Annotated in this window: 24 protein-coding genes; 10 read left to right on the top strand and 14 right to left on the bottom strand. The window is 63.0% G+C overall.

What is annotated here, in order from left to right:
- A partial coding sequence (locus tag VEK15_16695; protein HXV62342.1) for a hypothetical protein occupies positions 1-951 on the bottom strand: 951 nt, incomplete at its 3' end.
- Positions 952-1,180: 229 nt separating this feature from the next.
- On the opposite strand from VEK15_16695, the gene VEK15_16700 reads away from it, so the two are divergent.
- The 3 genes from VEK15_16700 (at position 1,181) to VEK15_16710 (ending at position 3,220) form a co-directional block, all read left to right on the top strand.
- A complete protein-coding gene (locus VEK15_16700; GenBank protein HXV62343.1) occupies positions 1,181-1,405 on the top strand; it encodes a type II toxin-antitoxin system prevent-host-death family antitoxin in 225 nt (74 codons plus the stop codon).
- Positions 1,392-1,763 (top strand): PIN domain-containing protein, encoded by a 372-nt coding sequence (locus VEK15_16705; protein HXV62344.1) that lies wholly within the window; start codon positions 1,392-1,394, stop codon positions 1,761-1,763. The genes VEK15_16700 and VEK15_16705 overlap by 14 nt, the downstream gene beginning before the upstream one ends.
- Before the next feature lie 194 nt (positions 1,764-1,957).
- Positions 1,958-3,220, top strand: a complete 1,263-nt coding sequence (locus VEK15_16710; protein ID HXV62345.1) for a PQQ-binding-like beta-propeller repeat protein — start codon at positions 1,958-1,960, stop codon at positions 3,218-3,220.
- A gap of 25 nt (positions 3,221-3,245) precedes the next feature.
- On the opposite strand, the gene VEK15_16715 is transcribed toward VEK15_16710, so the two are convergent.
- Genes VEK15_16715 through VEK15_16735 form a run of 5 tightly spaced genes read right to left on the bottom strand, consistent with a single transcriptional unit; the run spans position 3,246 to position 8,573 of the window.
- Positions 3,246-3,425 (bottom strand): hypothetical protein, encoded by a 180-nt coding sequence (locus VEK15_16715; protein HXV62346.1) that lies wholly within the window; start codon positions 3,423-3,425, stop codon positions 3,246-3,248.
- A 4-nt stretch (positions 3,426-3,429) separates the two neighbouring features.
- Complete coding sequence (locus VEK15_16720) at positions 3,430-3,957, bottom strand: nucleotidyl transferase AbiEii/AbiGii toxin family protein (GenBank protein ID HXV62347.1); 528 nt, start codon at positions 3,955-3,957, stop codon at positions 3,430-3,432.
- 8 nt (positions 3,958-3,965) lie between these two features.
- Positions 3,966-5,372: a M24 family metallopeptidase gene (locus VEK15_16725; protein HXV62348.1), complete on the bottom strand. Its 1,407-nt coding sequence runs from the start codon at positions 5,370-5,372 to the stop codon at positions 3,966-3,968.
- A 2-nt stretch (positions 5,373-5,374) separates the two neighbouring features.
- Positions 5,375-6,556: a hypothetical protein gene (locus VEK15_16730; GenBank protein ID HXV62349.1), complete on the bottom strand. Its 1,182-nt coding sequence runs from the start codon at positions 6,554-6,556 to the stop codon at positions 5,375-5,377.
- Between the two features lie 13 nt (positions 6,557-6,569).
- Complete coding sequence (locus tag VEK15_16735) at positions 6,570-8,573, bottom strand: S9 family peptidase (GenBank protein ID HXV62350.1); 2,004 nt, start codon at positions 8,571-8,573, stop codon at positions 6,570-6,572.
- A 106-nt stretch (positions 8,574-8,679) separates the two neighbouring features.
- Here VEK15_16735 and VEK15_16740 point away from each other — a divergent pair, with 106 nt between their 5' ends.
- The 3 genes from VEK15_16740 to VEK15_16750 all read left to right on the top strand — a co-directional run bounded on the left by VEK15_16740 (position 8,680) and on the right by VEK15_16750 (position 12,277).
- Positions 8,680-9,120 (top strand): nuclear transport factor 2 family protein, encoded by a 441-nt coding sequence (locus VEK15_16740; protein ID HXV62351.1) that lies wholly within the window; start codon positions 8,680-8,682, stop codon positions 9,118-9,120.
- Positions 9,117-10,463, top strand: a complete 1,347-nt coding sequence (locus VEK15_16745; GenBank protein HXV62352.1) for an enoyl-CoA hydratase/isomerase family protein — start codon at positions 9,117-9,119, stop codon at positions 10,461-10,463. Before VEK15_16740 ends, VEK15_16745 begins: the two co-directional genes overlap by 4 nt.
- A gap of 68 nt (positions 10,464-10,531) precedes the next feature.
- Entirely contained in the window at positions 10,532-12,277 is a 1,746-nt protein-coding gene (locus VEK15_16750) for an amidohydrolase family protein (GenBank protein HXV62353.1), read from the top strand.
- Between the two features lie 51 nt (positions 12,278-12,328).
- On the opposite strand, the gene VEK15_16755 is transcribed toward VEK15_16750, so the two are convergent.
- From VEK15_16755 to VEK15_16790, 8 genes are all read right to left on the bottom strand, one after another.
- Entirely contained in the window at positions 12,329-13,966 is a 1,638-nt protein-coding gene (locus tag VEK15_16755) for a multiheme c-type cytochrome (GenBank protein ID HXV62354.1), read from the bottom strand.
- Positions 13,967-14,056: 90 nt separating this feature from the next.
- Complete coding sequence (locus tag VEK15_16760; GenBank protein HXV62355.1) at positions 14,057-15,106, bottom strand: cytochrome bc complex cytochrome b subunit; 1,050 nt, start codon at positions 15,104-15,106, stop codon at positions 14,057-14,059.
- Position 15,107: 1 nt separating this feature from the next.
- The gene (locus VEK15_16765; protein ID HXV62356.1) at positions 15,108-15,647 is read right to left on the bottom strand and encodes a ubiquinol-cytochrome c reductase iron-sulfur subunit; all 540 of its coding nucleotides are present in this window, start codon (positions 15,645-15,647) and stop codon (positions 15,108-15,110) included.
- Positions 15,648-15,654: 7 nt separating this feature from the next.
- Complete coding sequence (locus tag VEK15_16770; GenBank protein ID HXV62357.1) at positions 15,655-17,274, bottom strand: cbb3-type cytochrome c oxidase subunit I; 1,620 nt, start codon at positions 17,272-17,274, stop codon at positions 15,655-15,657.
- The gene (locus tag VEK15_16775) at positions 17,271-17,714 is read right to left on the bottom strand and encodes a cupredoxin domain-containing protein (protein HXV62358.1); all 444 of its coding nucleotides are present in this window, start codon (positions 17,712-17,714) and stop codon (positions 17,271-17,273) included. Before VEK15_16775 ends, VEK15_16770 begins: the two co-directional genes overlap by 4 nt.
- Before the next feature lie 60 nt (positions 17,715-17,774).
- The gene (locus tag VEK15_16780; GenBank protein HXV62359.1) at positions 17,775-17,903 is read right to left on the bottom strand and encodes a hypothetical protein; all 129 of its coding nucleotides are present in this window, start codon (positions 17,901-17,903) and stop codon (positions 17,775-17,777) included.
- A gap of 337 nt (positions 17,904-18,240) precedes the next feature.
- Positions 18,241-18,669: a type II toxin-antitoxin system VapC family toxin gene (locus tag VEK15_16785; GenBank protein ID HXV62360.1), complete on the bottom strand. Its 429-nt coding sequence runs from the start codon at positions 18,667-18,669 to the stop codon at positions 18,241-18,243.
- Positions 18,666-18,914, bottom strand: a complete 249-nt coding sequence (locus tag VEK15_16790) for a DUF2191 domain-containing protein (protein ID HXV62361.1) — start codon at positions 18,912-18,914, stop codon at positions 18,666-18,668. The genes VEK15_16785 and VEK15_16790 overlap by 4 nt, the downstream gene beginning before the upstream one ends.
- A 174-nt stretch (positions 18,915-19,088) precedes the next feature.
- Here VEK15_16790 and VEK15_16795 point away from each other — a divergent pair, with 174 nt between their 5' ends.
- The 4 genes from VEK15_16795 to VEK15_16810 all read left to right on the top strand — a co-directional run bounded on the left by VEK15_16795 (position 19,089) and on the right by VEK15_16810 (position 24,210).
- Entirely contained in the window at positions 19,089-19,373 is a 285-nt protein-coding gene (locus VEK15_16795; GenBank protein ID HXV62362.1) for a helix-turn-helix domain-containing protein, read from the top strand.
- Positions 19,374-19,394: 21 nt separating this feature from the next.
- The gene (locus VEK15_16800; protein HXV62363.1) at positions 19,395-20,840 is read left to right on the top strand and encodes a thioredoxin; all 1,446 of its coding nucleotides are present in this window, start codon (positions 19,395-19,397) and stop codon (positions 20,838-20,840) included.
- Positions 20,837-21,373, top strand: a complete 537-nt coding sequence (locus VEK15_16805; GenBank protein HXV62364.1) for a UGSC family (seleno)protein — start codon at positions 20,837-20,839, stop codon at positions 21,371-21,373. Before VEK15_16800 ends, VEK15_16805 begins: the two co-directional genes overlap by 4 nt.
- Before the next feature lie 203 nt (positions 21,374-21,576).
- Complete coding sequence (locus VEK15_16810) at positions 21,577-24,210, top strand: protein kinase (protein HXV62365.1); 2,634 nt, start codon at positions 21,577-21,579, stop codon at positions 24,208-24,210.
- Positions 24,211-24,227 lie beyond the last annotated feature (17 nt).

A 24,227-nucleotide genomic window follows, 5' to 3' on the forward strand; every position in this document is an offset into this window, starting at 1 on the left:
GGCAACATGAAGCTTCATGATGTTCTCCACCGTACGATCCCACTGTTCCCGCGCCCGCTCGAGCTCTTCCGGTGTCAGGCTCGCGACCCGGTCGCGAAGCCGCGCGATCTGTGCCGGAGTCACCGTTTCGAGCAGAAACGGATCGGGCGGGTCGAGGTAGGGAGAGTGGATCATGCGGCGCCCCACCTGCGCGAGCAGAATGCCGGTTTGCGGGCGCTCCCGGAAGAGGGCGATGAGCTCGTCGTCGACGTCCGTCACCATGTGCCCGAAGACGTCGGCCCCGGCGCGCAGAAGGGCCTTGGCGTCCTCGAGCCCGGTGGCGTGCACGAGCAAGCGCATGTCGTTCTTGTGCGCCTCGTCGATGATGGCCTGATAGAGATTCGGGGCCAGCTTCTCGACGTTGCCGCCGCGATCGTCCACCCAGGTCTTGATGAGTCTCACGTTCCAGTGTTTGAGCTCCCGGACGTTGGCGCGCGCGCCTTCTTCGGTCGTGACGACGTAGGCGGCATGCCGCATGTTCGTGGGCACGATCTCGTCGGGAGGCGCGAGCCCGCGTCCGGCGGTGAGAAACCGCGCCGCATCGGGATATTTTCCCGCCAGGATCTCGTCTCGCAGCTGAAACGGCATCACGCCGAAGTCGGATCCCATCGACTGACTCGCGGCCACACCGTGGTAGGCGAAGCGATACATGTGGTCGAGGATGTGCTCGCGAGTGTAGTTCTCCGGTCCGCTCGTGAGGTCCTTCATATACCCGATATGGGAGTGCGCATCGATGAGCGCGGGCATCACCGTCTTTCCCGAGAGATCGACGTGAGCGGCGTCCCGAGGCGCCTGGACCTCTTCGCGTCGACCAACGAGCGTGAAGCGATCGCCTTCCACTACGAAAATCGCGTCTTCTACGGGTGGGCTTCCGTCGCCCACGATGAGTCGGGCGCCTTCGAATACCGTCACCGTCGCGGGCGGCGGTTCCTCGAGCGGCTGCGGGGAACAGGAGGCCGCGACGAGCGGCCAAGCTCTTGCGATCGTCCGCCAACGCATACCGAAAGATACATCAAGCCTGTGCAATCGCCGCCAAGCTGGGCATCCTTCGAGCGACCAATCGCTAATCCGGGAAGCCGACCCCCAATAGGGTCGCAAATTGAGACTAGCCATATAAATTGACCGGCGCTACAATTTGGCCATGAGAGCAAAAACCATCTCAGCCGCTAAATTCAAAGAGAAGTGTCTTGCAATCCTGGACGACGTGGGGCCGGAAGGCATCATCGTGACGAAACACGGCAAACCCGTCGCGAAGCTGATTCCCATCGCGGCCGATTCCGCCGACCTCATCGGTAGTTTGAAGAACGAAATCAGAGTCAAAGGGGACATTCTCTCGACAGGTGTGACGTGGAATGCTGAATCTTGATACCCATGTACTCATCCACGCCCTTGCCGGAGATCTCGAAGAGAAAGAGCGGAAGCTTCTTTCCCAGAATACTTGGAGTATCTCCGCCATCGTTCTCTGGGAGCTGTCCAAGCTCGCGCAGCTCGGGCGCATCGAGCTCGATCTCGAGGCACCCAAGGTGGAGCGAGCCTTGAGGCGCATACACACCTGGCCGTTGACGTTGGAAATTTGCCGTCAAAGCTGCCGGCTGGATATCAAGAGCGATCCCGCCGACGAGCTCATTGCCGCGACGAGCGTCATAGAGAATATCCCCTTGGTGACGCAGGATCGCGTGCTTCTCGGCTCCGAGATGATCCCATTCCCCGACAGGCTACTTTGATAGCTCCGTTTTAGAATTCCAAGCCACGTCCTATTCTCCTCATCGCCTCACTGAAATTGCCCAGGAGCTGCCTGGTGTTCGCTTCGGCAGTGTCCGTCTCGTGGTCTTGCCGGAACAACATGCCGCGACCATGGCCCACTTTCTGGCGCGGCCCGCCCTGGCGTTGTAGGGTGAGGGCGAACGGAGGACGACGCATGAAGAAGGTGTACTCTCTGGGACTCGCGCCCCTCTTGTGGATCGGAACGCTCGTATACGGAAACGATTCCGACCGTGCCCCTTGGCACCAGTGGGGAGGGCCCGAGCGCAACTTCCACGTGAGCTCGCCCGGGATCGCGACGAGCTGGCCGGCCGATGGCCCGAAGGAGCTCTGGAGGCGCCCGCTGGGCGAAGGCTATTCCAGCATCGTCGCCGACGGCGACGCCCTCTACACCATGTACCGCGTGGCCGACGACGAGATCGTGGTGTCGCTCGACGCGTCCACCGGAAAGACACTGTGGGAGCACCGCTACCAGGCGCCTCTTCTCGAGCACATGGACTATGGCACCTGGCTTCGGCAAGGAGGCGCCGGCCCGTATGCGACGCCGCTCCTGCTCGGAGACAAGGTCTATGCGGTCGGAACCACGGGCAAGTTCCATGCGCTCGATCGCCGCAGCGGCCAGATCGTGTGGTCTCACGATCTCGACGAGAAGTTCCAGATGAGGGGCTACCGAGGCTACGCGCCGAGCCCGATACTCTACGAGGGGACGCTCATCCTGCCCATAGGCGGCCGAGGACAGGGCGTGGTCGCTTTCGATCCGGAAAGCGGCGCGGTGGTCTGGAAGAACCAGGATTTTCGGCTTGCCCCCGCCTCGCCCATTCTGATCGACGTCGACGGCCAGGAGCAGCTCGTGGTTTTCGGCCCCGAGGACGTCGTCGGGCTGAATCCCGGAAATGGCGAGAAGCTCTGGAGCTATCCACACCCGACCAACTACGGCCTGAACATCAGCACACCCGTCTGGGGAGCGGGGAATCTTCTCTTCACATCCGCCGCCTACGACGGCGGAAGCCGGGCCGTTCGCCTCACGCGCGCGAACGGCAAGACGACGGCGCAAGAGCTCTGGTCGAGCAACCGGCTGCGGCTCCACTTCGGAAACGCCATTCGTATCGGCAACCTGGTCCTCGGTACGAGCGGAGATTTCGGACCGGCGTTCTTCATCGCCATCGACGTCGAGACGGGCGAAGAGGTCTGGCGCGAGCGTACCTTCGGCCGCTCGCAGATGGTTTATGTCGATTCGAAGCTCGTCATCGTCGACGAGAGCGGCGACATTGCCATCGCTACGGCCGGCCCCGATGGCTTGAACGTCCACGCACGAGCGGAAGTCCTGACGGAAAACGCCTGGACGCCGCCGACGCTCGTCGGTACGACGCTCTACGTGCGGGACCGCAAGAACGTCGTCGCGCTGGACCTCGGAGGTTAGCCCCGATCCGAAGTAGATTTCCCGCTCAGAGCTCGAAAGGCTTGTGTCCCTCGTGCGTTCTGCGCTTCCTTTCCGAGCCCGAGGGCACGTCGTGTCGGGAGAGCCAGTGCAGGGCGTCCGCGAAGCTCATCCGGCGGCTTTCACGGATGCGTCTCAGCGCCGCCACATCCTCGGGCGTCGTCGGCAAGTCTCTGTCGAGATCCAATGACTCAGGACGTTTCGAGCTCAAGGTAGCGCTCCAGAAGGCCGTGTTTCTCGAACTGCCTCCGAACCTCGTTCCGGTCGATATCGGGTACGCTCAGAAGAAAGCGGATGTCCGCCAGGTCCTGGTAGGTTCGCGAGGGGTCGTTTTTCATGGCGACCACTTTCATGACAATGAGATGCTCCGGACTGGGCACCGGAACCAACCGCCGTCCCGGTCCCTCGACACGCCGTACCGCATCGAATACTCGCCGGCTCGTCTCGCCTCGAACGTAGACGAGATCCACTCCGCCAAGCTCGGGTCGAGGATGCTGGTGATTCGAGTAGCCCGACGACTGGTGCAGCGTTTCATAGCCGAGAGATTCGAGGAACTCTATGACCTCCTCCTGCGATGTCGCGTCGACGACGAAGTCCAGATCCACCGTCGCACGCACCATTCCGTAGCCGGCCAAGCCGACCCCTCCGATGACCGCGTACGGAAGCTTCCGATCTTCGAAAAACCCGCTGAGCCTCTCGAGAACGGCGACGAAATCCAACCGCGTCCTCAGAGCGTGAGAAACGCCCACTCCCGCGTGAACGGCACGCTGCTCATGAAGACGCTCTTGTCCTCGAGAACGAGGAGGATGTCGCTCGGGTTGACCCCGATGCCGCGCTCGGCATCGTAGAGGCCGGGCTCGACGCTGAACATCATGCCCGCCTGGATCGGGGTGTCGTCGCCGAGAGCGATGAAGGGCGGCTGGTGTCCGGAATAGAACTGCCCCTGTCCGTGGCAGGGCCGATGATAGATGTGGCTCTGCATGCCGTTCTTGATCTGAAACTCGTGCACCTTGTAGGCGACCTCGGAGCAAGCCCTTCCGGGACGAACTTCCTCTCGCAGGAGCAGCGCCGAATCGGTCACCACCTGCCACATCTTCTCCAGCGCGCTGTCGAAGGGAGCGATCACGTAGTTTCGGTAGCCTTCGCCTCCCATACCGCCGAGCTTGATGTCGGTGTTGACGTAGACCGGAGCCCCTTTCTCGATCTTGGTGTAGAAGAACTGGTTGGGATGTGGGTAAGCGGTCGCGACTCCGGTCCTCACGTAGTGCGAGGTCACCTCGATGCCGACCGCGCTATGAGGGCGGCCATCGTATTTGACGTCGTTCATCAGAAGCCCGATGCCGTAGGCTTGCAGCGCCTGGCCGACCTCGAAGTCGGTCGCGTTCGTGCCGTGCTCGAGAATGTAGTCGCGCGCGAACGCGTGCACCTTGTCGAAATAGCGGTAGGCGCGCTGGGTGAGCGCGATCTCCTGAGGCGTCTTGACGATCTGCATGTCGAGGCAGATGTCGCCGATGCCGACGAGCTTTGCCTTCGGGAGGACCGACGCGAAGGCTCGTTTCTGAGACTCGCTGGGCTCGAAGTCGACTCCGAGAGTCTTTTCTCCCAGGCCTCGGTTTGCCAGGCCCTGAAGAAGCCAATCGAACAGATCGACCCGGTTGCCGCGCTTCAGCTCACCGCGATTCGGGAAGCCTCCTTCGGCGTGCGGATAGCAGAAGTAGTACTCGTTCTCGGTGGCCCACCACGTCGTCACGAGATCGCGATCGATCCCGGGAGAGTACCAGTAGACGGTGTCGGTCTCTTCCACCGGGAACAGCACCCAGGTCGAGCGCTCCCCGCTTTGACGGAAGCAGCCGGTGAAGTAGACCATGTTTTGATCGCTGCTGAGCAGGACGGCGTCGACGCCGCGCTCAGCCGCACGCTCCTTTAGAATCCGCGTACGACCCTGGTGCCACTCGAGAGGCAGCCGATCCACGCCGAGAGGGGCGGGCGTCGGATGATCGGAGTCCGGCACGAGAAGCTTCTCCGAGTCGGAAGCCGTACGGCTCTGTGCGCGGGCCAGCCCGGCGGCCGCGATGCTCGCCGTGCTCAGGCCGACCCCCATGTCGCGAATGAATTCCCGTCGCGATGATGCCATCGTCAATCTCCCACTCTCGACCGAGCGCGAATCTGAAGGTCCATTGCGTCCTCGGCATGAATGTTGATGAACGCCACGAACGCCCGGGCCCCGTGCCGTCCGATGGTTCCCGGCTGAGAGACGTACGATACTTCCCAGCCTTCGGGAAGCAACACCGTGTTCCGGAGACCACGCAGGGTGGTCTCGAAGACCAGGTTACCGCTCTCCATACGGTAGGCTTCTTCCTGAACGTTGCCGGTGACCTTCAAGCGGGCGCTCTGCCGGTCGTCGACGATAGGGACGTCTAGCTTCGCCACCGTCGCACCTCCCTGCTCCGTCGTTTCGAGTAGTCTCGCCGTGTCGAGATCGACGACCACGATGTCGGTGAGAGGCAGGTATCCGGCGACGTCGATCGTGGCGTGGTCGCCCCGACGACCGTCGCTCGAGACGTGCTCGACACGGAAGCGATGACTCTTGGGATCGCCCAGGTCGAAGAGCGTCGTGCCATCGTCGTAGACGTTGTCGGCGACGGGTGTTTCCTTGAACGGCGTGCCAGTCTTCGTCGCCCGGATCGTGATGGGCGAGAGTCCGCCGCTCGGGTTCGTGAGCGAGAGCTTGAGCCGGCCGTCCTTCAGGGTCGTGAGCTGGGACGCGATGTCGACGGAGTCGAGCGAGTAGCCCTTCGGCAAGACGACACCGAATCGCATGGGACTGAGCCTCCTGACCCAGACGATCGAGTCGGGTCCGTCGGCATAATAGGTTCGCGCGTCCTTGTAGGTCTTCACGATGACGACCCGGCCCTCGCCGCCCTCGGGAACCGGCCGAGGCAGCCTGGCGACGATGTAGTGATCTTCTGGAGTGAAACGTCCAGGAACCTTGCGCGCGATCGCTTCCTCGCCCCCAATGTACTCGAACTCGATGGGCTTTCCCGTGCGCGGATCCCAGACCTCGATGTCGCCTCCCTCACTCCCGTGGCGGGTGCCATTGATGAGCACCGTGGCACCCGGCGTGCGCTCGATCGGCCGGTAGAGGATGCGAAACGACGCCGTCGCCGGATCGTCCAGGAGCGCGTACTCGGTGTACGGGTCCTGGGCGAACAAACGGGTGACCGGCGGGGCCGCCTCGAGCTCCTGCGCCTCGAGGGCGACGGGGGCGTAGATGATGATGGCTGTTGCTTGTAATAAGGAGAGAATAGAGCGAGTCATGATCAGTGCCTCTCTAAGGATGAGTGGGGCGCGCGTCCGTCGGCCCTTCTCCCAGAAAGCGCCCGAACCATGCCAGGTAGCGCTCGTACCGGTCCTTCTGGTACGAGGGCTTGCGAATGCTGTGGCTTTGGCCCGGATAGATCACGAGCGTCGTCTCGACGCCTCGCCTCTTCAGGGCCTGATAGAGCTGTTCCGATTGGCTCAGCGGGACGTTCCAGTCGTGCTCGCCGCAAAGAATGAGCGTCGGAGTCACGATGTTGGCGACGTGAGTGAAGGGTGATAGGTCGATATACCGCTCGACGTTCTCCCAGGGCAGGCCCAGCTCCTTTTCCCATTCGTGCTGGTAGTGGTCGTTGCCGTAGCAGGCGAGGTAGTTCGTTTCGCTCGCCCCCGAGGTCGCGGCCTGAAACCGATCGGTCTTCGTGATGACGTAATTGGTCAATATGCCCCCGTAGCTCCATCCGCCGACGCCGAGTCGCTGCGGGTCGGCGTAGCCGAGCTCGATGGCGTGATCCACGGCAGCCATGACGTCTTCGAAGTCCTTGTTGCCCCAATCGGCCCAGATCGCACGGCTGAAATCCTTTCCGTAGCCCGAGGATCCGCGCGGGTTCGCCGCCACCACGACGTAGCCGGCTCCGGCGAAAACCTGCCACATGGCCTCGAACCCCGTCGCGTACTGAGACACGGGTCCGCCGTGGATCCAGAGCAGTGTCGGATAAGGTTTTCCTCGCTCGAAGTCGGGCGGTTTGGTAATGAACCCCTCCACGGGCGTGCCGTCCCGGCTCTCGAAATGGACGTTCTCGACCTCGCCCAGACGGACGTCCGAAAGGAGAACATCGTTCACGTGCGACAGCCGCCGCGATCCGCCATTCGACCACGCAAAGACTTCGGGGGGTAAGTGGGGCTCGGACTGCAGAAAAGCAAGCTCTCCGGAGGGGCTGACGTGAAAATCGGAAAGCTCGACTGGCCCATCGACCAGACGCTCGATCCGATTGCCCTCGAGATCGATGCGCGCCAGATGCTGGTTTCCGCTGTCCTCGAGCAGGAACACGATGTGAGCCCCGTCGGCGCTGAAGCGCGGCCGGCGCACGTTCCGATCGAGCGTTGCCGTCAGGACTCGTGCCCGTCCACCGTCCGCGGGGACGACGGCGAGCTGATCGATGGCGTACCAGATGAGCTCGGGCTCCGTCACCGACACGTGAGCGATGAAGCGTCCGTCGGGACTGAAAGCCGGCGACCGGTCGGCACCCGGATTCGTGGTGAGCTGGCGCGGATCGCCGCCGGACGCGGGCACGAGAAACAGGTCGGTATTGTCGTTCGCATCGGGATTCTCCGTGCGGTTGCTGACGAAGGCGATCTCGGTCCCATCGGGAGACCACACGGGCTCGGAGTCGTCGTAAGGTCCATGGGTGAGTTGCCGCGTCTCGCCCTTTGCGATTTCGAGAACGTACAAATGGTTCCGGCGCTCCTCGAGATACCCCTGGCCGTCGCGCTTGAACTGGAGCCGGTTGATGACCAGGGGAGGCTCGGTCTTCTTTTCTTCCTCGCCCTCGGCGGGCTTGTTGGGATCCGGATCTCGAGAAACGAGGACCATCCGGGCGCCGTCGGGAGACCATTCGAAATCGGAAACGCCGCTCGGTAGCGAGCTCACTCTGCGCGGCTCCCCGCCGTGCAGATCGAGGACGAAGATCTGGCTTTCGTCCCCCTCGCGGTCGGAGAGGAAGGCGAGATAACGGCCATCGGGGCTGAAATGGGAGTTCGTATTGGATTTCTGGCTCGAAGTGAGCGGGATGACGTCTCCCCCGTCGAACGAAACTTTGTAGATGTTCGAGCGGCTCGAGTCTTCGACGAGGTCGAGCCTCGTGACCGTGTAGACGACCCACTCGCCATCGGGAGAAACCCTCGGCTCCGATACGTCGCCGAGCGCCAGGGCATCTTCGACCGTGAAGGGACGATGCGACTGAGCCGGAAGCGACGAGGCGAGACCGAGCGAAACAACAAGAGACGCAAGACGCATGTGAGAACTCCTGGACGTAACCATATGCGAGGGGCGGGATGGAATCAAAGACTCCGTGTGTCGAGAGGCGCTTCCGGTACAATACGGATTTCGACAAGGAGGTTTCATGGGCGCCCCGTCTTTATTACTCTGGGCCCTGCTACCGGCGACGCAGGCGGCAAACGTCGAGAAGGAGATCGAGGACAAAGTCATCGTTTTCAACCGAGCCTACGAACGCAACGAGCTGGAAGAGTATTTCTCTCATTACGCGGACGATCTCACCCTCTGGTTCGAGAGTGGACGCGTGAGCCTTCCGGAGTACAAGAAGAGCTGGTACCAGCTCATCGAAAACGGAGGCGGCGTCGAGAAGAACCAGGTCTCCGATCTCCGGGTTCAAGTCGGTCCGTCGAACGATACCGCAATCGCGACTTACGTCGTCGAGGTCGTCACCCGAGGCGCCGATGGCACCCGGACGAGCGAGCGTGCCTGGGAGACCGACATCTGGTTCAAACGCGAAGGCCAGTGGAAGATCGTGCATCTCCACTACAACTCACGGGAGGCCCCGTGACCGAGCTTACGGCGGCGGGCGTGGATGCCGATCTCGCGACGCGCTTCTTGCACGCCAGCCAGGAAGACGTCCATACCGTGTTTGCCCTGGGTTGGGAAATCCTCGATCGCTTTCCTCCGAGATCGGCGAGAAGCGAGACCGAGAAGCGCGCTAGCAACTTCGTCATCGAAGCGATGGCGGATGTCTGCTGGCGTTTCTGTCGCACGAATCGCAGGAATATCTACGACCGTCTCACCGACGGGATGTCCAAGCGCGTACGCCTGGACGACCTCGTTTTTCGAGCCGCCGAGCGGTGGCCGGGGCTCGTGCCAACTCGGGAGGACCTCGCTCGTGAATCCGAGCGAATGCAAAAAGACAAAGACGGCCGCGAGATCCAGCAGGGGCTCTTCGTCTCCCAGATGCTGTCCGACCCCGAGATCGGGGCCCACCTCGTGTCCAGCATGCTCGAGCCCACCGGGGAAGCTCGGGAGTGCCTGCAGCGGTTTCGAGACGAGGGCGTTCTCGAGCTCGGGACCGTCAGAGTCGAGGCGCGAGCTCACGTCGGCTATGTCGAGTTTCAGAAGCCTCGTTTTCTCAACGCCGAAGACGACGAGACCCAGAAGGATCTCGAAACCGCAATCGACCTGGTGCTCCTCCATCCCGAGCTGCGAATCGGAGTCTTGCGCGGAGGCCGAGTCGAGCACCCCAAGTACCAGGGCCAGCGTATCTTCTCCTCGGGCCTCAATCTCACCAAGCTCTACCATGGCAAGATTTCTTACCTCTTCTACCTCCTTCGCGACCTCGGTCCCGTCAACAAGCTGTACCGGGGGTTGGAGCTCGAGGACCATCCACGAGACGAGCCCGAGGCGACGCTCGAAAAACCCTGGGTTGCGGTGATGGAAGGCTTCGCCATAGGCGGCGGTTGTCAGCTTCTTCTCGTCGTCGATCGCGTCATCGCGCAGGAGGGCTCTTATTTCAACCTCCCCGCCCGCAAGGAAGGGATTATTCCCGGAGCAGCCAACTTGAGGCTCCCGCGCTTCCTCGGAGAGGGTCTCTCGCGCGACGCCATCCTTTTCGGACGCACGTTCTCGGTCGATTCGGTCGAGGCTCGAGCCATCGTCAGCGAGATTCACCCAGCGGATCGAATCGACGACGCTCTCGAGCAGTCGGTCGCGACCGTAACCGGTTCCGGCCTGGTGAGCGCGTCGGGAAACCGCAAGGCCCTTCGCGTCGAGACCGAGCCTCTGGACACCTTTCGGCGGTACATGGCGACCTACGCCCGCGATCAAGCTTACTGCCATCTGAGCGAGCAGCTCGTCCAAAACCTGGAAAAACACTGGCAGGCGCGGACGAAGTCCTTGTGAAGCGGTCGAGCGCCTTCTCTTTTCCTGCGTGGTAGACTCCATCGTCCGCTAACCAGGGAGGTGCCATCGTGAAGGAGCTCCGTTCCCGCTCTTGCTCTCCTCGGTCGCTTCCCGCGAGCACAGCGCTCGCTTTGCTCGGGGTCGTCGCCTGCGTATCCGGACCCGGGCCCGAGCCCGCGGACCTCGTCATCCTCCATGGCAAGGTGTACCCCGGCGCGGGTGCCCCCATGGCCGAAGCGGTCGCGGTACGGGCAAGCGAGATCCTCGCCGTCGGCGCCGACGCGGAGATCGAAAAACACCGGACCGAATCGACGACGGTCCTCGATGCCAACGGGGGAACCGTCCTCGCCGGCTTCAACGACTCCCACGTCCACTTTCTGAGCGGGGGCGAGTCGCTCGATCGGGTGGATCTCTTCGACGCCGAGACCGTCGAGGAAGCGCAGCGGGCCATTCGCGAGTTCGCCGCCGCGCGACCGGATGCGCCCTGGATTCTGGGGCGCGGCTGGCTCTATGGCACCTTCCCGGGAAGCCTTCCCACGAAAGAGCAGCTCGACGAAGCGGTCCCCGACCGGCCGGCGCTCATGGAGTGTTACGACGGCCACAGCGTCTGGATCAATTCCAGGGCTCTCGCCCTCGCCGGCATCACGAGCGAGACACCCGACCCGCCGAACGGTCTCATCGTTCGGGATGCCCAAGGCGAGCCGACGGGCGTCCTCAAGGAGTCGGCCCAGGAACTCATGAGCGAAGTCCTCCCCGCGCCGACGCGCGAGGAGAAGCTCGAGCTCATCAAGAAGGCGGTCCGCCATGCCCTGAGCCTCGGGGTCACGAGCGTGCAGAACGCGGGAATGAGCCCCGACGAGTTCGCGCTCTACGCGGAGCTCGAGCGCCGCGGCGAGCTTCTGGTCAGGATGTACGCGGCCCTCGGGGCACCCCCGGGTTTTTCCGAAGAGGAAGCGGCGAGATACGAAGAGCTGCTGAAACAGCATCCGGATACGCCGTTCCTTCGAACGGGCGCGATCAAGATGTATGCCGACGGCGTCATCGAGTCCCGCACCGCCGCTCTGCTCGAGCCCTACGCGAACGCGGATTCCACCGGGAATCCCAATTACTCCGTTCAGGACATGAACCGCATCGTGGAGATGATGGATAAGAAGGGCTGGCAGATCTTCATCCACGCCATCGGCGACCGCGGCATCCGCATGGCGCTCGACGCCTACGAGCACGCGGCAGAGGTCAATCCCCCGCCTGCGCGCGGCCGCCGGCACCGCATCGAGCACATCGAGGCGGTGAGCGCCGATGACATCCCACGCTTCACGAAGCTCGGAGTCATTGCCTCGATGCAGCCCTTCCACGCGAACCCGATCCCGAACGTCCTCGAAGTCTGGGCGGTGAACCTCGGGCCAGAGCGCGCCTCGCGGGCCTGGGCGTGGAAGAGCATCCAGGACGAAGGCGGACGGCTCGCGTTCGGGACCGACTGGCCGGTCGTGGCTATCGATCCCCGTCCGGGGATTCACACCGCCCTCACTCGAAGGACGCTCGAGGGAAAGCCGGAGGGAGGATTCGTGCCGGGCGAAAGGCTTCCGCTCGAGGACGTCCTCGACGCCTGGACGACGGGATCGGCCTATGCCTCGTTCGAGGAAGAGCGAAAGGGCACGTTGGACCCGGGGATGGCGGCCGACATCGTCATCTTGTCGGCGGATCTCTTCGCCCTCCCGGTCGAGGAAGTGAAGGACTTCGAAGTGGTGACGACGATCGTCGACGGAAAAGTGGTCTACTCCCGCGACGCCGGCGCCGTCACGAGCAGGCAGCCCTGATCGCCCCGCGCCCCAGAAGAGATAAAGGGAAAGGTCTGCGCGCGTGGTCGGTCAGCGTGTCTGCCCGTACCGCTCTTCCATCGCCTCGCGGATGCGACGCGCCGCTTCATCGGCGCCTTCCTCGAACCAGGCGTGCTCCGGCCGGGCGAGGATGTCGTCGATTGCCTGATTCACGGCGCGAGCGGCCTCGCTGCGTCCGTCAGCCCTCGCCTCTTCCGCCAGGTGCCGGGCCTCGGGGATGAGCTCCATGTAGAAGCGCTCCGCCACTTCGTACATCCCGTGCCAATGCGTGTAGTCCGGCGCCATCATCGAGACCCCGTGACGGGCGCGACGTCCTTCATGATGCCAGAGGTAGAACCAGGTCCATTCGATCTTCTCGTCGAACTGGGTCGGAGTCAGGAGGCCGTGCTGCTCGAGGGCCGCCATGATCTTCTGGCCGGGCTTGGCGAATTTCTCGTTGTAGAGGACGACGAAGTCGTCGTATTGCTGGTAGAAAGCGTTGATGTAGTCCGGCGTGTGGCAGTGCGAGCAAACGTTCTTCATCCGGTTTCGCTTGGCCTCGGCGGTGTCGGTGATGAGCCTTCGCCGCTCCGCGGGATCGGTGGCGGTTACGATGGCGTGGTTCTCGTCGGTGTCCATCACCAGGCTAACCGGCGGCCGGTTGGTCCAGGAGATCCGCTGGCCTGGATCGTGGGTGATGCGTCCGTCGTTCCTCATATTTCCTGACATGTGACAGGTGGCGCAGGTGGGAGCCTGAGAGTAATCCTTTCCCAGCACCCACTCCTGGGCATCGAGGTTCATCTGCTCGCGCAGGTCGCGGTAGGCGACGCCGTGTTTCGATTCCTCGTAGATCTCCTTTTGCGGGTGATCCGGCCCCAGGTGGCACTTGCCACAGTTCTCGGGCTGACGTGCCCGCCGAGGAGAAAAATCGTGCCGGCTGTGGCAGGCGCTGCAGGAGCCGCGCGATCCGTCGAGATTGAGCCTGCCGATTCCCGTGTTGGGCCAGCTCGCGGAATAGAAAAGGGGTTTGCCGCTCTCGTTTTTCAGGATACTCGCCACGGCTTCGGCATTGGTGGGAAAGCCGTTCTCGTCGGGCGCGAGATCGTCCACCGTCACCGTTCCTCCCGAAGTCGATTGAAGGGCGAGCTTGCTGCCGTGACATTGCTGGCATCCTGAAAAGGCGCTCGCGAGCCCATTAACTTCCGTGACCGCCAACCCCGGCGTCGGAGAGTGAGGGTCGAACGGAACCCTCGACCCCTCGACGGTCTCGGCGAGGAAGTTGTCGAGGGAAGCGAGTATGTTTCCCGCCGCCGCATGATGGCTCCGGGAGAACTCGTCAACGATTTGCTGGTGGCAGCGCGAGCAGTCGCGCGGCGTGACGACGGCGGCGATGAGCCTTCCGTAGTGGGAGAATCCGTCGGCGTCACCGTCTCGCGCCTGGTGGCATTCGAGGCAACCGACTCCCGTTCGCGCGTGGGTGGAGCCCCTCCAGTGGGCGACGATGCCCGGAGTGGACTGACCGTGGCATTCGACGCAGTTTTGGGAGGTTGCCGGCACGGCGACGTTCGCCTGCGCGAGCCCCACTTCCGCATACCGGCGCGCGACCTCCAAGCTCTGCACGAGGATGAGTGAAAGGAGGAAGAAGATCGCGAGCACGGCGATCACGATGCGTTTCTGATCCAGGGTCATGACAACTCCTCAAATCCTGTGAGCAGGGTGACGAACCTCATCCACACCCTGCGCGAGCCGTGGCGGCCGGTCGATCACGGGTCCCGACAGTTAATGCTCGACCAGGGCTTCCCATACCGTTAGTCCGATGATGGACAGGACGGCGAAGATGCCGATCCATACGCTCGCTTCAGTGAACCGGGTCTTCTTTCGTATCCAGGCGTCGATGAAAGGCCAGGCGAACATGACGAAGACGATGAACCCGGTGGAGAGAATCGCGAACGTGCCGGAAAAGAGCTTCAGCCAGCGAAAGGCGACGTAGAAGAACCACTCGGGCTTGATGACCTCGGGCGTCACCAGTGGATTGGCCTTCGGTCCCATCGTCACCGGGAGCGCCGTCGCGAGGGTGGAGAGGAGAATCATCAGGATGAGGCCGATCAGGATCTCGGTGTAGGCGTGATCGGGCCAGAAGTTAAACGGCTTCTGCGGCACGTCCTTCTCCGATTCGAAACGGAACTCGGTCACACCCTGGAGCCGTATGAGGGCGATGTGGACTCCGAGGAGCAGGATGAGGAGAACGGGGAGGACGGCGGCGTGCAGGATGAAAAAGCGCGGCAGCGTCTGCCGCCCGTAGGTCTCGGCGCCAAGGAGCAGCTCCCTCAGGACGCTTCCGACGACGGGAACGCTTCCGGTGAGGTTCGCCGCCACCGTGGCGCCCCAGAACGAGAGCTGCTCGTAGACGAGGCTGTAACCGGTGAAGCCGAGCATGAGCGTCGACATGAGGAGGGCCATCCCCACCATCCAGTTCGGCTCGCGCGGCTTGAGATAGGCTCCCGTGAAGTAGACTCGCATCTGATGGAGGATGACCGCGGCGATCATGAGCGTCGCGCCCCATTTGTGGAGCCCCCTCAGATACCAGCCGAAGGCGGCCTCCTCGGTGATGTAGCGAACGGATTCATAGGCCGTCTGAGTGCTCGACTCGTAATAGATGGCGAGGAGAATCCCGGTCACGACTTGAACGACGAAGAGGTAGGCGGGTGTCCCGCCGATACAGAACCACCAGCGCTTCAGATGATGGGGAACGGGCTCGTTGGTGAGCTCGCGAAACGAGTCGAGGTCCACCGGAATCCGGTCTCGAAGCCAGGTCACGACGGCGTTCACGTCAGGCCTTTCCGCTGGACGAGAGCGAGTCCGGACCTTCGGGACCGCGAGCCACGTCGGCGAGCGGGACTTCGATGAACAGAAGTCCGTTCTCGATCTTGAGGGGGAACTGGGACAGGGACTGCCCGGCCTCGCCCGGCGGCCCGCCGATGCCCACTCCTTCGGGAGTGAAGATGCCGTTGTGGCAAGGACAGAAGTAGCGGTCGTTCTGGGGCTCCCAATGCACCTGGCAGCCGAGGTGAGGGCAGACGCTCGAAAGGGCGAGAAAATCCTCGATCCCCACGCCCGCGCCCTTGCGGGTGACGTTGACGGTTGCGCCGTTCGGCGTCGTGTAAACAAGCGACTCCCCGACACCGAGGCTCGCGAGATCGGTCACGAACAGGAAGCCGGTTTCTGCTGGCCGGGCGGGATAGAGAAAGCGGGCCGCCACCGCTGCCAGACTTCCGTAGGCGGCGACGAGGCCTCCACCCATGAGGTAGCCGGCGAGGCGTTTCAGCGTCGATCGACGCGACTCGACGTCGTTTCTTTCCTGCTCCGACATTTCCTCCTCAAAACGGTTGAAAGGCGGACGATGCGAATCGCGGCAGCGCGAGCAAATGGGCGATGGGATAGGCGTAGGCGATGAGAATGAGAACGGCGGCGACCGCCGTCCAGAGCCCGAACCGATCCCAGAGACCCGCCGAGCCGCTCACGGGCACGAGCGGTCTCGCGAACTCGATCGCCGGCCGCTCCGGGCGCTTTTCTCCGAGCACCGAGACGATGAGAACCACCAACCAGAGCGCCGAGCTCACGAAGAGCACGACGCCGCCGATGGCCGAGACAACCGTGAGGGACGCCCAGGATGCCGCCACCTCGCTCCCTCCGAACGCGGCGCTGTAGACGCGACGCGGCATCCCCATGATGCCGGTGATGTGGGAGGTGATGCTGAACAACATCATCCCGACGAACCAGGTGTACGGCTGGGCGAGCGCGAGCGCCCGCAGGCGGACGGGATAGCCGGTGAGCCGGGGCAGCATCCAATAGCTGAATCCCATGAACGTGAGGGCGACGGCCGTTCCGACCGTCAGGTGAAAATGACCCTGGATCCAGGAAGTGTTCTTCACCATCGTGTTCATCGCGTAGGCGGCGTTGATGGCGCCGCCGAAGCCGCCGATGGCAAAGGTCACCATCGCCAGGGCGACGCTCGCGAAGAACGGATCCTTCCACGGCAAGACGGCGATCCAGTCGAAGAGCCCCGTCGCCCCCTTCAGCCGTCCCGCCACTTCGAACGAGGCGATGACCGAAAAGGCGGTGACGAAGCTCGGAAACAGGATGGCGTAGGTCGTCACGGTGTGAAGCAGCTTCCAGCCAGAAGTGATTCCCGGGTCGCTGAACTGGTGGTGGAAACCTACCGGCGTCGAGAACAGAACGAACAGGATGAACACCACACGAGTGAGACGGTCGCTGAAGAGACGGCCGCCGATGGCCTCGGGAATGATCGTGTACCAGACCACGTAAGCGGGGACGAGCCAGAAATAGGTGAGCGGATGGCCGAACCACCAGAAGAAGGTCCGCGCCACGATCGGGTCGACCTTGTCCACCAGGCCGAAAGACCAGGGGAGGAGCATGCCGACGACTTCCACGGCGAGGCCGGCGGTGGCGAGGATCCAGATGACGACGGTCACGACCATCCCGTGCACGGCAAGGGGGACGGCTTCGTCCCGGTTCTTGGACCGCCAGACAAGGTAGGTCCGGATCATCACCCAGCACCAGATCCAGGACCCGACGACGAGAAGCGTCGCTCCTACGTAGAAGAGCGGATGGGCCTTGAGAGGAGGATAGAAGGTGTACAGCACGGTGCTCGAGCCTGAGAGGATGGCGAGGGTGGCGAGAATCGTTCCCACGAGCGAGACGAGGAACGAGATCCAGCCCCAGGTCGTCGTGTCGACGCGCTTGAGGGCGGCGCCGAGGGAGAAGTATCCGAGCGCCATGATGAAGAACGTCGTGAAGACGAGCGCCATCAGGACCCCATGGGCCGTCACCGAGACGTAGTAGATCTTCGTTGACCGGATAGCGAGCTCGGCGTCCGCCCGTGCCAGCGCCTGCATTACGGCCATGATCGCGGCAAGCCCAAAGGCCACGACCGCCACCCAGAAGTTCGCCATGACGAGCCTCCGCCCCTCAATCATGGCGTGCTCTCCACCACGAGCTTGGCCTGCATGAGGTGATGCGAGAGACCGCAGTACTCGTTACAGACGATCAGGTATTCGCCCGGCTCGGGAAAGGTCGTGACGACCTCGCTGACGTATCCGGGCGCGACCACGACGTTCGCGTTCGTTCCCACGATCTGAAACCCGTGGAGAACGTCGGGGCTCGTCACCCGAAAACGGATGGGGCGGCCTGCGGGAACGCGAATCGTTTCCGGAGCGAAACGATAGAGCTCGGCGAGAACGACGACCGTGATCCCGTGCTCGTCCTCGATCACTCCGGGACGGGAGAACTCAGACTCGGTCCTCACGACTGCCGGATCGATGGTCTCGATGTGGCTCGGCGGATGGACGGCGGAGACGGTCGCCGAGACGACGATGGCCAGGACGAACGCCACCAGCAAGAAGGTCGCCGTCCACATCCAAATCCGTTCGTATAGTTCGACCTTCATTTCCCAGTGGCGAAAGACGTCGAGGCGCTCTCAGCCTCTCGGAAGGAACTCTCCGTAGTACAGCAGGAGCCAGCCCAGGGCGAACAGAAGCGCGTAGACGAGAAGGATGGCGAGTGTTCCCCTCGGGTGCCCCAGCGAGTTCGGATCGAAGCGTTCCATTGCCCGTCAGATAGAGTCTGGTGTCAGTGAATCCGAAGTTGGCGGATTATACATGACCGCCCAGGCCGGGAGTCAATTTGACGGCCTACTCCCGCGAAGGCAAGATTGCCGAGAGCACCAGAGCGCGCCCGGAGTCCGCTACTCCTCGTTCGATAGGACTTCCCATTCGGGTCGTCTGGCGATGTTGCGGAGGAGGAGCGGCAAAGCCCCTCGTTCACTCGGAGTTCAACGAAACAGACCCCGCCTTCGCGCCCGACGGCCGCTTCTTTGCAGACGCATCCGACGAATCCGGCCGGTACGAGATCTACGTTCGACCGTTCCCGATGGATACGTAGCGTCAACGAGTGGGGTCGATAATCGGCAGGCCTTGGAAGCGCGTGAAGTCGCGATCGGTCGTGCAGATGCTCGCGCCGTTCTCGATAGCGAGGGCTGCCAAGACCGCATCGGTGACCAGCGGACCGGTGACCTGCGCGTCCACCAGCAACTCGCCAAGAACCTCCCAGTGACGCTCGCCGGCCGACACCAGCCTAACGGAAGGCGCTTCGAGCCAGCTCGCCACTATGGCGACCGCCTCCTGCATCGTAAGCGGCTTTTCGAAAGCTCTTCGATTCGTGCTGATGCGAAGAAAGGCCCATACCGTCAGCCAGGGCAAGCCTACGGGGGAAGGTGAATCGAACGCAGCCTCGACCCACTGTCGACAAGCCTCGTGGTGCTTCGAGCTAGGGTTGTGCGCATACAGAAGAACGCTAGCGTCGACGAGAATCAACGGTGGGACGGACCTTCGATTTGCTCCAGAAGATCGCCGATGTTGTCGAGGCTCAGCCCGGGGCGCAAACTTCCCATGTCGCGCACATGAACGCGGAACGGGCCCTTCGGGCTGCCGCGCTTCTTGGCGAAGAGACCTCTCCGAAGGTACTCGTTGACGATTTGCCTGAAAGGCTTGCCGGTCCGCTTGGTTTCGGCCTTGAGCTTCGCTGCCACATCGTCGTCTAGAGTCAGAGTTGTTCTCACCTCTCTGATGTTAATAGAAAGACATCATGATGTCAACATATTGATGTTAGCGATGCACAGGAACCGATTAGAGGGCGGTCAGGGAAGCGCTTTGTTGCCAAAGAGCCGTCTCATCGTCCGTAGTGGCCACTCGTAACGATTGCTTGTTCCTATTGGAAAGACTAGATTTCGCTGATGCCATTCACCCGCAGGGTCCGAATCGGACCGTTCGAGATCGTCTCTCCCATCGGCAAGGGTGGAACGGGTGAGGTCTACCGGGCCCGCGATACCACCGTCGCGCTCCGCCGTTTCGCTGGCTTGACCCAAAAGGAGCTCGCCGAAGCGCTGGGCATCAGTGTCCATACGCTCTCCAACTGGGAGCAGGGTCGTCGCTCTCCCGACGGTCCGGCTCTTGCGCTCCTAGGTATCGCCGCTCGTCATCCGCGTGTGCTGCGCGAGAATCTGGCGGCGTCAGCCTAGTCAGTCAATCAGAGGCAAGTCATGTCTGGCACCGAGACCGGAAAGCTGCCATCGGGGCTCGTTGCTTTCGTCAAGCGCGATTGTCCGACGTGTGAGCTCGTCGTTCCCGTCCTAAATCAAATCGCTTCCCGCGAAACCCTGACCGTGTTCACCCAGGACGACCCGGAGTTCCCGCCGGGGGTCGAGCGCCGCGACGATACGTCCCTCGAGGCATCGTGGCGGAACGGAATCGAAACGGTGCCGACGCTCTTGCGCGTAGAGGAAGGCGTCGAGCGAGAACGCGCCATCGGCTGGCATCGCGGTGAATGGGAAGCACTGACGGGAATCCAAACGCTTGGCTCGGGTCTGCCCGAGATGCGCCCGGGCTGCGGTTCACTCAGCGTCGACCCCTCACGCGAGCCCGAGCTTCGGGCCCGATTCAGCGGCTCGAGTCTTCGCGCTCGGCGCGTGGAGCTCGCAGCACTCGACGACGAACAAGAAGCGATGTTCGCGCGTGGCTGGAGCGACGGCCTCCCGCTGGTACCGCCCACCGAGGCGCGCGTCCTCGCGATGCTCGCGGGAACGACACGGGCTCCCGATGAGATCGTCGCCGTGATCCCACCGGATCTCGTCGAGTGCACCGTCGAGAAGGTTGCGATCAATGCGGTACTTGCCGGCTGCAAGCCCGAGTACCTCCCCGTCGTTCTCGCCGCGGTGGAGGCCGCTTGCACGGACCGACTCAACATGCACGGCGTTCTCGCCACGACGATGGGCGTGGGCCCGGTCGTCGTCGTGAACGGTCCCATCCGGCGCGCCATCGGCATGAACTCGGGGATGAACGTATTCGGGCAGGGCAATCGCGCAAACGCCACCATCGGACGGGCACTCCAGCTCGTGATTCGCAACGTCGGCGGCGGGCGGCCCGGCGAAGTGGATCGGGCCACCTACGGCAACCCCGGAAAGGTCGGGTTTTGTTTCGCGGAAGACGAAGAAGGCTCGCCCTGGGGTCCGCTGTCGGCCGATTTCGGAGCCGAGCCCGGTACGAACACCGTGACGGTCTTCGCGGGCGAGGGGCCACGAAACGTGATCGACCAGATGTCGCGCGAGCCCGAGTCCCTGACTCGAAGCCTCGCCGCAGCGCTCGCGAACGTTCAACACCCCAAGCTGATGCTCGGCTACGACGCGATGCTCGTCATCGGCCCCGAGCATGGGCGGGTGTTCCGTGAAGCGGGCTGGAGCAAAGAGAAGCTCAAGGAACGACTCTTCGAGCTTCTCACCTTCCCGTTCGAGGAAGTGGCGCGAGGCACGAACGGGATGGCCGAGGGCATGCCCGATGCCTTTCGTGGCAGAGCCCTCACCAAGTTCCGACCTGGCGGTCTTCTCGTCGTCTATTGCGGCGGAAGCGCGGGTCTCTTCTCGAGCATCATCGGCGGCTGGGCGAGCGGCCCGAGAGGTAGCGAGCCAACCATGAGGGAGATTCGAGCATGAGCAACCGATCCGACCCGAGAACACTACTCGACCCGACGAGCGAGCGACGACCGAGCCTTCGCCAGCGAGCCGCTCGCATCGACTCCATCGAGGGGCACACTATTGGCCTGCTCGACATCAGCAAACCGAAAGGCAACGTCTTTCTCGACGAGATCGAGCAGGCGCTGAAAGAGCACGGCGCCAGCGTGACACGGTACCAGAAGCCCACGTTCGCGAAACCGGCGCCCGTCGATCTACGCCAAGAGATCGCGACCCACTGTGACGCCGTCATCGAGGCCCTCGCCGACTGAGGGAGCTGCACGTCGTGCAGTGTGCACGACACGGTAGATCTGGAAGACCGCGGTGTCCCCACTGTCTTCGTCGCGACCGAGCCGTTCGTCGATGGCGCCGAAGCGCAGGCGAAGGCGCTCGGCGCGGATCCCGTCAGGGTTTTCCTGCCTCATCCGATTCAGGATCGCACCGACGATGAAATTCGGAGCCTCGCTCGAGAAGCTACCGAGCGAATCGTCGCCGGTCTCGTGAGCCGCCCCTGAGACGGCCAACAACGACCGCGCGCTCGAAGTGCCACCTGGATGCAATCATCCACTCCACCTTGCGCAGCCAGCCGCCTGCGCCAAAAGGGCACTCGCGTCGAACCGCGTTTGTGCCACAACCCACCTGTGCCGGCAGGTCGGAGTCAGTTCGGGTTCCGTCACATCGATTTGTATGTTCCCTTCGCAATGGCTAAATTCTCCCGATGTCACTCGCCGCCGGAACCCGCCTCGGCCCGTACGAGATCGGCGCTCCCATCGGCAAGGGAGGCATGGGCGAGGTCTATCGCGCGCGTGATACCAAGCTCGGGCGCGATGTTGCGGTCAAAGTTCTCCCCGAGCCGTTTGCCGAAGACGAAGAGCGCATGGCACGCTTCCAGCGCGAAGCGCGCGTGCTCGCGTCGCTGAACCACCCCAACATCGCCGCCGTGTACGGTCTCGAAGAGTCCGAGCGCGTGCACTTTCTCGTGATGGAGCTCGTGCCCGGCGAGAGCCTGGCGGGCAAGATTCTCAATGGGCCGTTGTCCGTCGATGAAGCGACACGGATCGTGCATCAGCTCATCGACGGGCTCGAAGCGGCGCACGAGAGCGGTGTGGTGCATCGGGACCTGAAGCCGGCGAACGCGCAAATCACGCCCGACGGGAACGTGAAGATCCTCGACTTTGGGCTCGCCAAAGTGGAGAGCGGAGCGGCGGAAGCGACGGATATCTCGCTGTCGCCGACGATGACGCGGGACGCGACCCAGGCGGGGATGATTCTCGGCACCGCGCCGTACATGAGCCCGGAGCAGGCGCGCGGTCTTCCCGTCGACAAACGGAGCGATATCTTTTCCTTCGGCTGCGTCGTCTTCGAGATGCTCACGGGGCAGAAGGCGTTTCGAGGCGATCTCGTCTCCGACGTCATGGCGGCGGTGATCAAGAGCGAGCCAGACTGGTCGCTCCTGCCGCGTCCCGCTGAGAATTTCAAACCACTCCTCCAGGCTTGCCTCGAAAAGGAACCGAAGCGCCGGCTCCGCGATATCGGAGATGCGCGCCTCGAGCTCGAGCGTGCCATCCACCCACCGAGTGTCGACGCCGCTCCCTCTCGGGTAGCCGCGAGACTGGCAGGAGCGCTGGCCGCTTTCGCGGTGGCGGTCGGTGCCGGCGTGGTCGGTTGGATGACGAGGGGAGCGCCGAGTGAGTCTAGAGGCGTCTTGCGTTTCCAAATCGATGCCGCCACGGTATTGCCGATGCTGGATCTCTCACCCGATGGCGGGACTCTCGTTCAATCGATCGCCGTTCCCGGTGAGCTGTACGTGCGTCGTTTGGATAAGTGGGAAACGAAGCGGGTCCGAGGAGTCGAGGAGCTTCGACCCGTGTTCCCCTTTTTCTCTCCGGATAGTGCATGGGTGGGCTTCATTGCCCCCGGCGACGGTATCTACAGGATCGAGGTCGACGGCGGCACGCCCGTTCGGGTGAGCGACTTGCCCGACGACCATATGGATGCGGTGTGGGCCGAGAACGGAAAGATTCTGATAGGAGCCGTCGGAGGCATCTGGGAAGTCGAGGCGTTCGGGGGAGAGCTTCGCCAGGTGTTGACTCTTTCCAATGACGAAGGGGCCAGGCGCCTGGCAGTGTTGCCCGGAGGTGACGCCGTCTTGTTCCAGGACGTATCCGAACGCGGAGAAGCGATTGCCATCGGCGATTTGCGCTCGGGCGAGGTCGAGGTACTCATTGTCGGTGGCGCGCACCCCGCGTATTTGGACGGGGGCTACCTCGTCTACGTTTCCGGGACGAGCCTGATGGCCATTGGTTTCGATCTCGATGCACGCGCAACCGTGGGTCACGCGGTTCCCGTGATCGATCACATGGCGACGAGGCCCACCGGAGCCTTCCAATTCGCGTCAACCTACGGTCGGTTCGCGGTGTCGAAGAAGGGAACGCTCGCCTACGTCCCGACCGCGCCAGAGACATCGCAGGCAAGCGTGGTGTTCGTGGAGCCCGATGTCGATGCCCGATGGCGTGTGACGGAGGTCGATTCGGCGCCGGTCTCAGGCCAACTGCGCGTCTCGCCCGATGGCAAGCGCCTCGCGTTTCGGGGCGACTACGGTGAGCAGGACGTGTGGGCTCACGACTTTGAGCGCGGGACGCTGACGCGCCTGTCGGTTGCACCGGGTGAAGATGAGACACCGGTGTGGTCGCCGGACGGTCGTTTCCTAATGTACGCGGCGGCGTCACATGACGGGAACCGAATCAATCGCGTCCCGGCGGACGGGAGCGCAACGCCCGAGACAGTTGCGAACCTCGGTGGCAACCATTATCACATCGCCGACTGGTCGCGCGACGGCAAGTGGTTACTGTTCGATTCCAGCGGCGATATCTTTAGCTTGGACCTGGATGGGCCAGCCAGCCCACAACCGCTCATCCACTCCCGGTTTCGAGAACTGATGCCGCGCATCTCGCCCGACGGGAAATCGATCGCGTACGTTTCGGATGAGTCCGGCCGCGACGAAGTCTACGTCCAGCGCTTTCCCGAGTTGGGCGAGAAGCGCCCCATCTCGACCGGCGGAGGAACGGAGCCCATCTGGTCACGAGATGGACGACGCCTCTTTTACCGCTCGGACACACACGTGATGCGTGTCCGGGTACTCGCGGATGGCACGGGCGATTTCGCTGCGGCCGAGCCGCTCTTCGAAGACACGTTCCGCCGCGGCGAGGCCTTCCGACATGCTCCGGGCTCCTACGACGTCATGCCGGACGGCAGGTTTGTGATGCTCAAACGGGACCCGGACACTGCATCGAGCGAGGTCCGCATCGTCGTCAACTGGGTGGAAGAGCTCGAAGCCCGCATGGTGCGGTAACGACCTTCCTACAGCCG

The sequence above is a fragment of the Vicinamibacteria bacterium genome (assembly GCA_035620555.1).
In the GTDB taxonomy this organism is placed as follows: Bacteria; Acidobacteriota; Vicinamibacteria; order Marinacidobacterales; family SMYC01; genus DASPGQ01.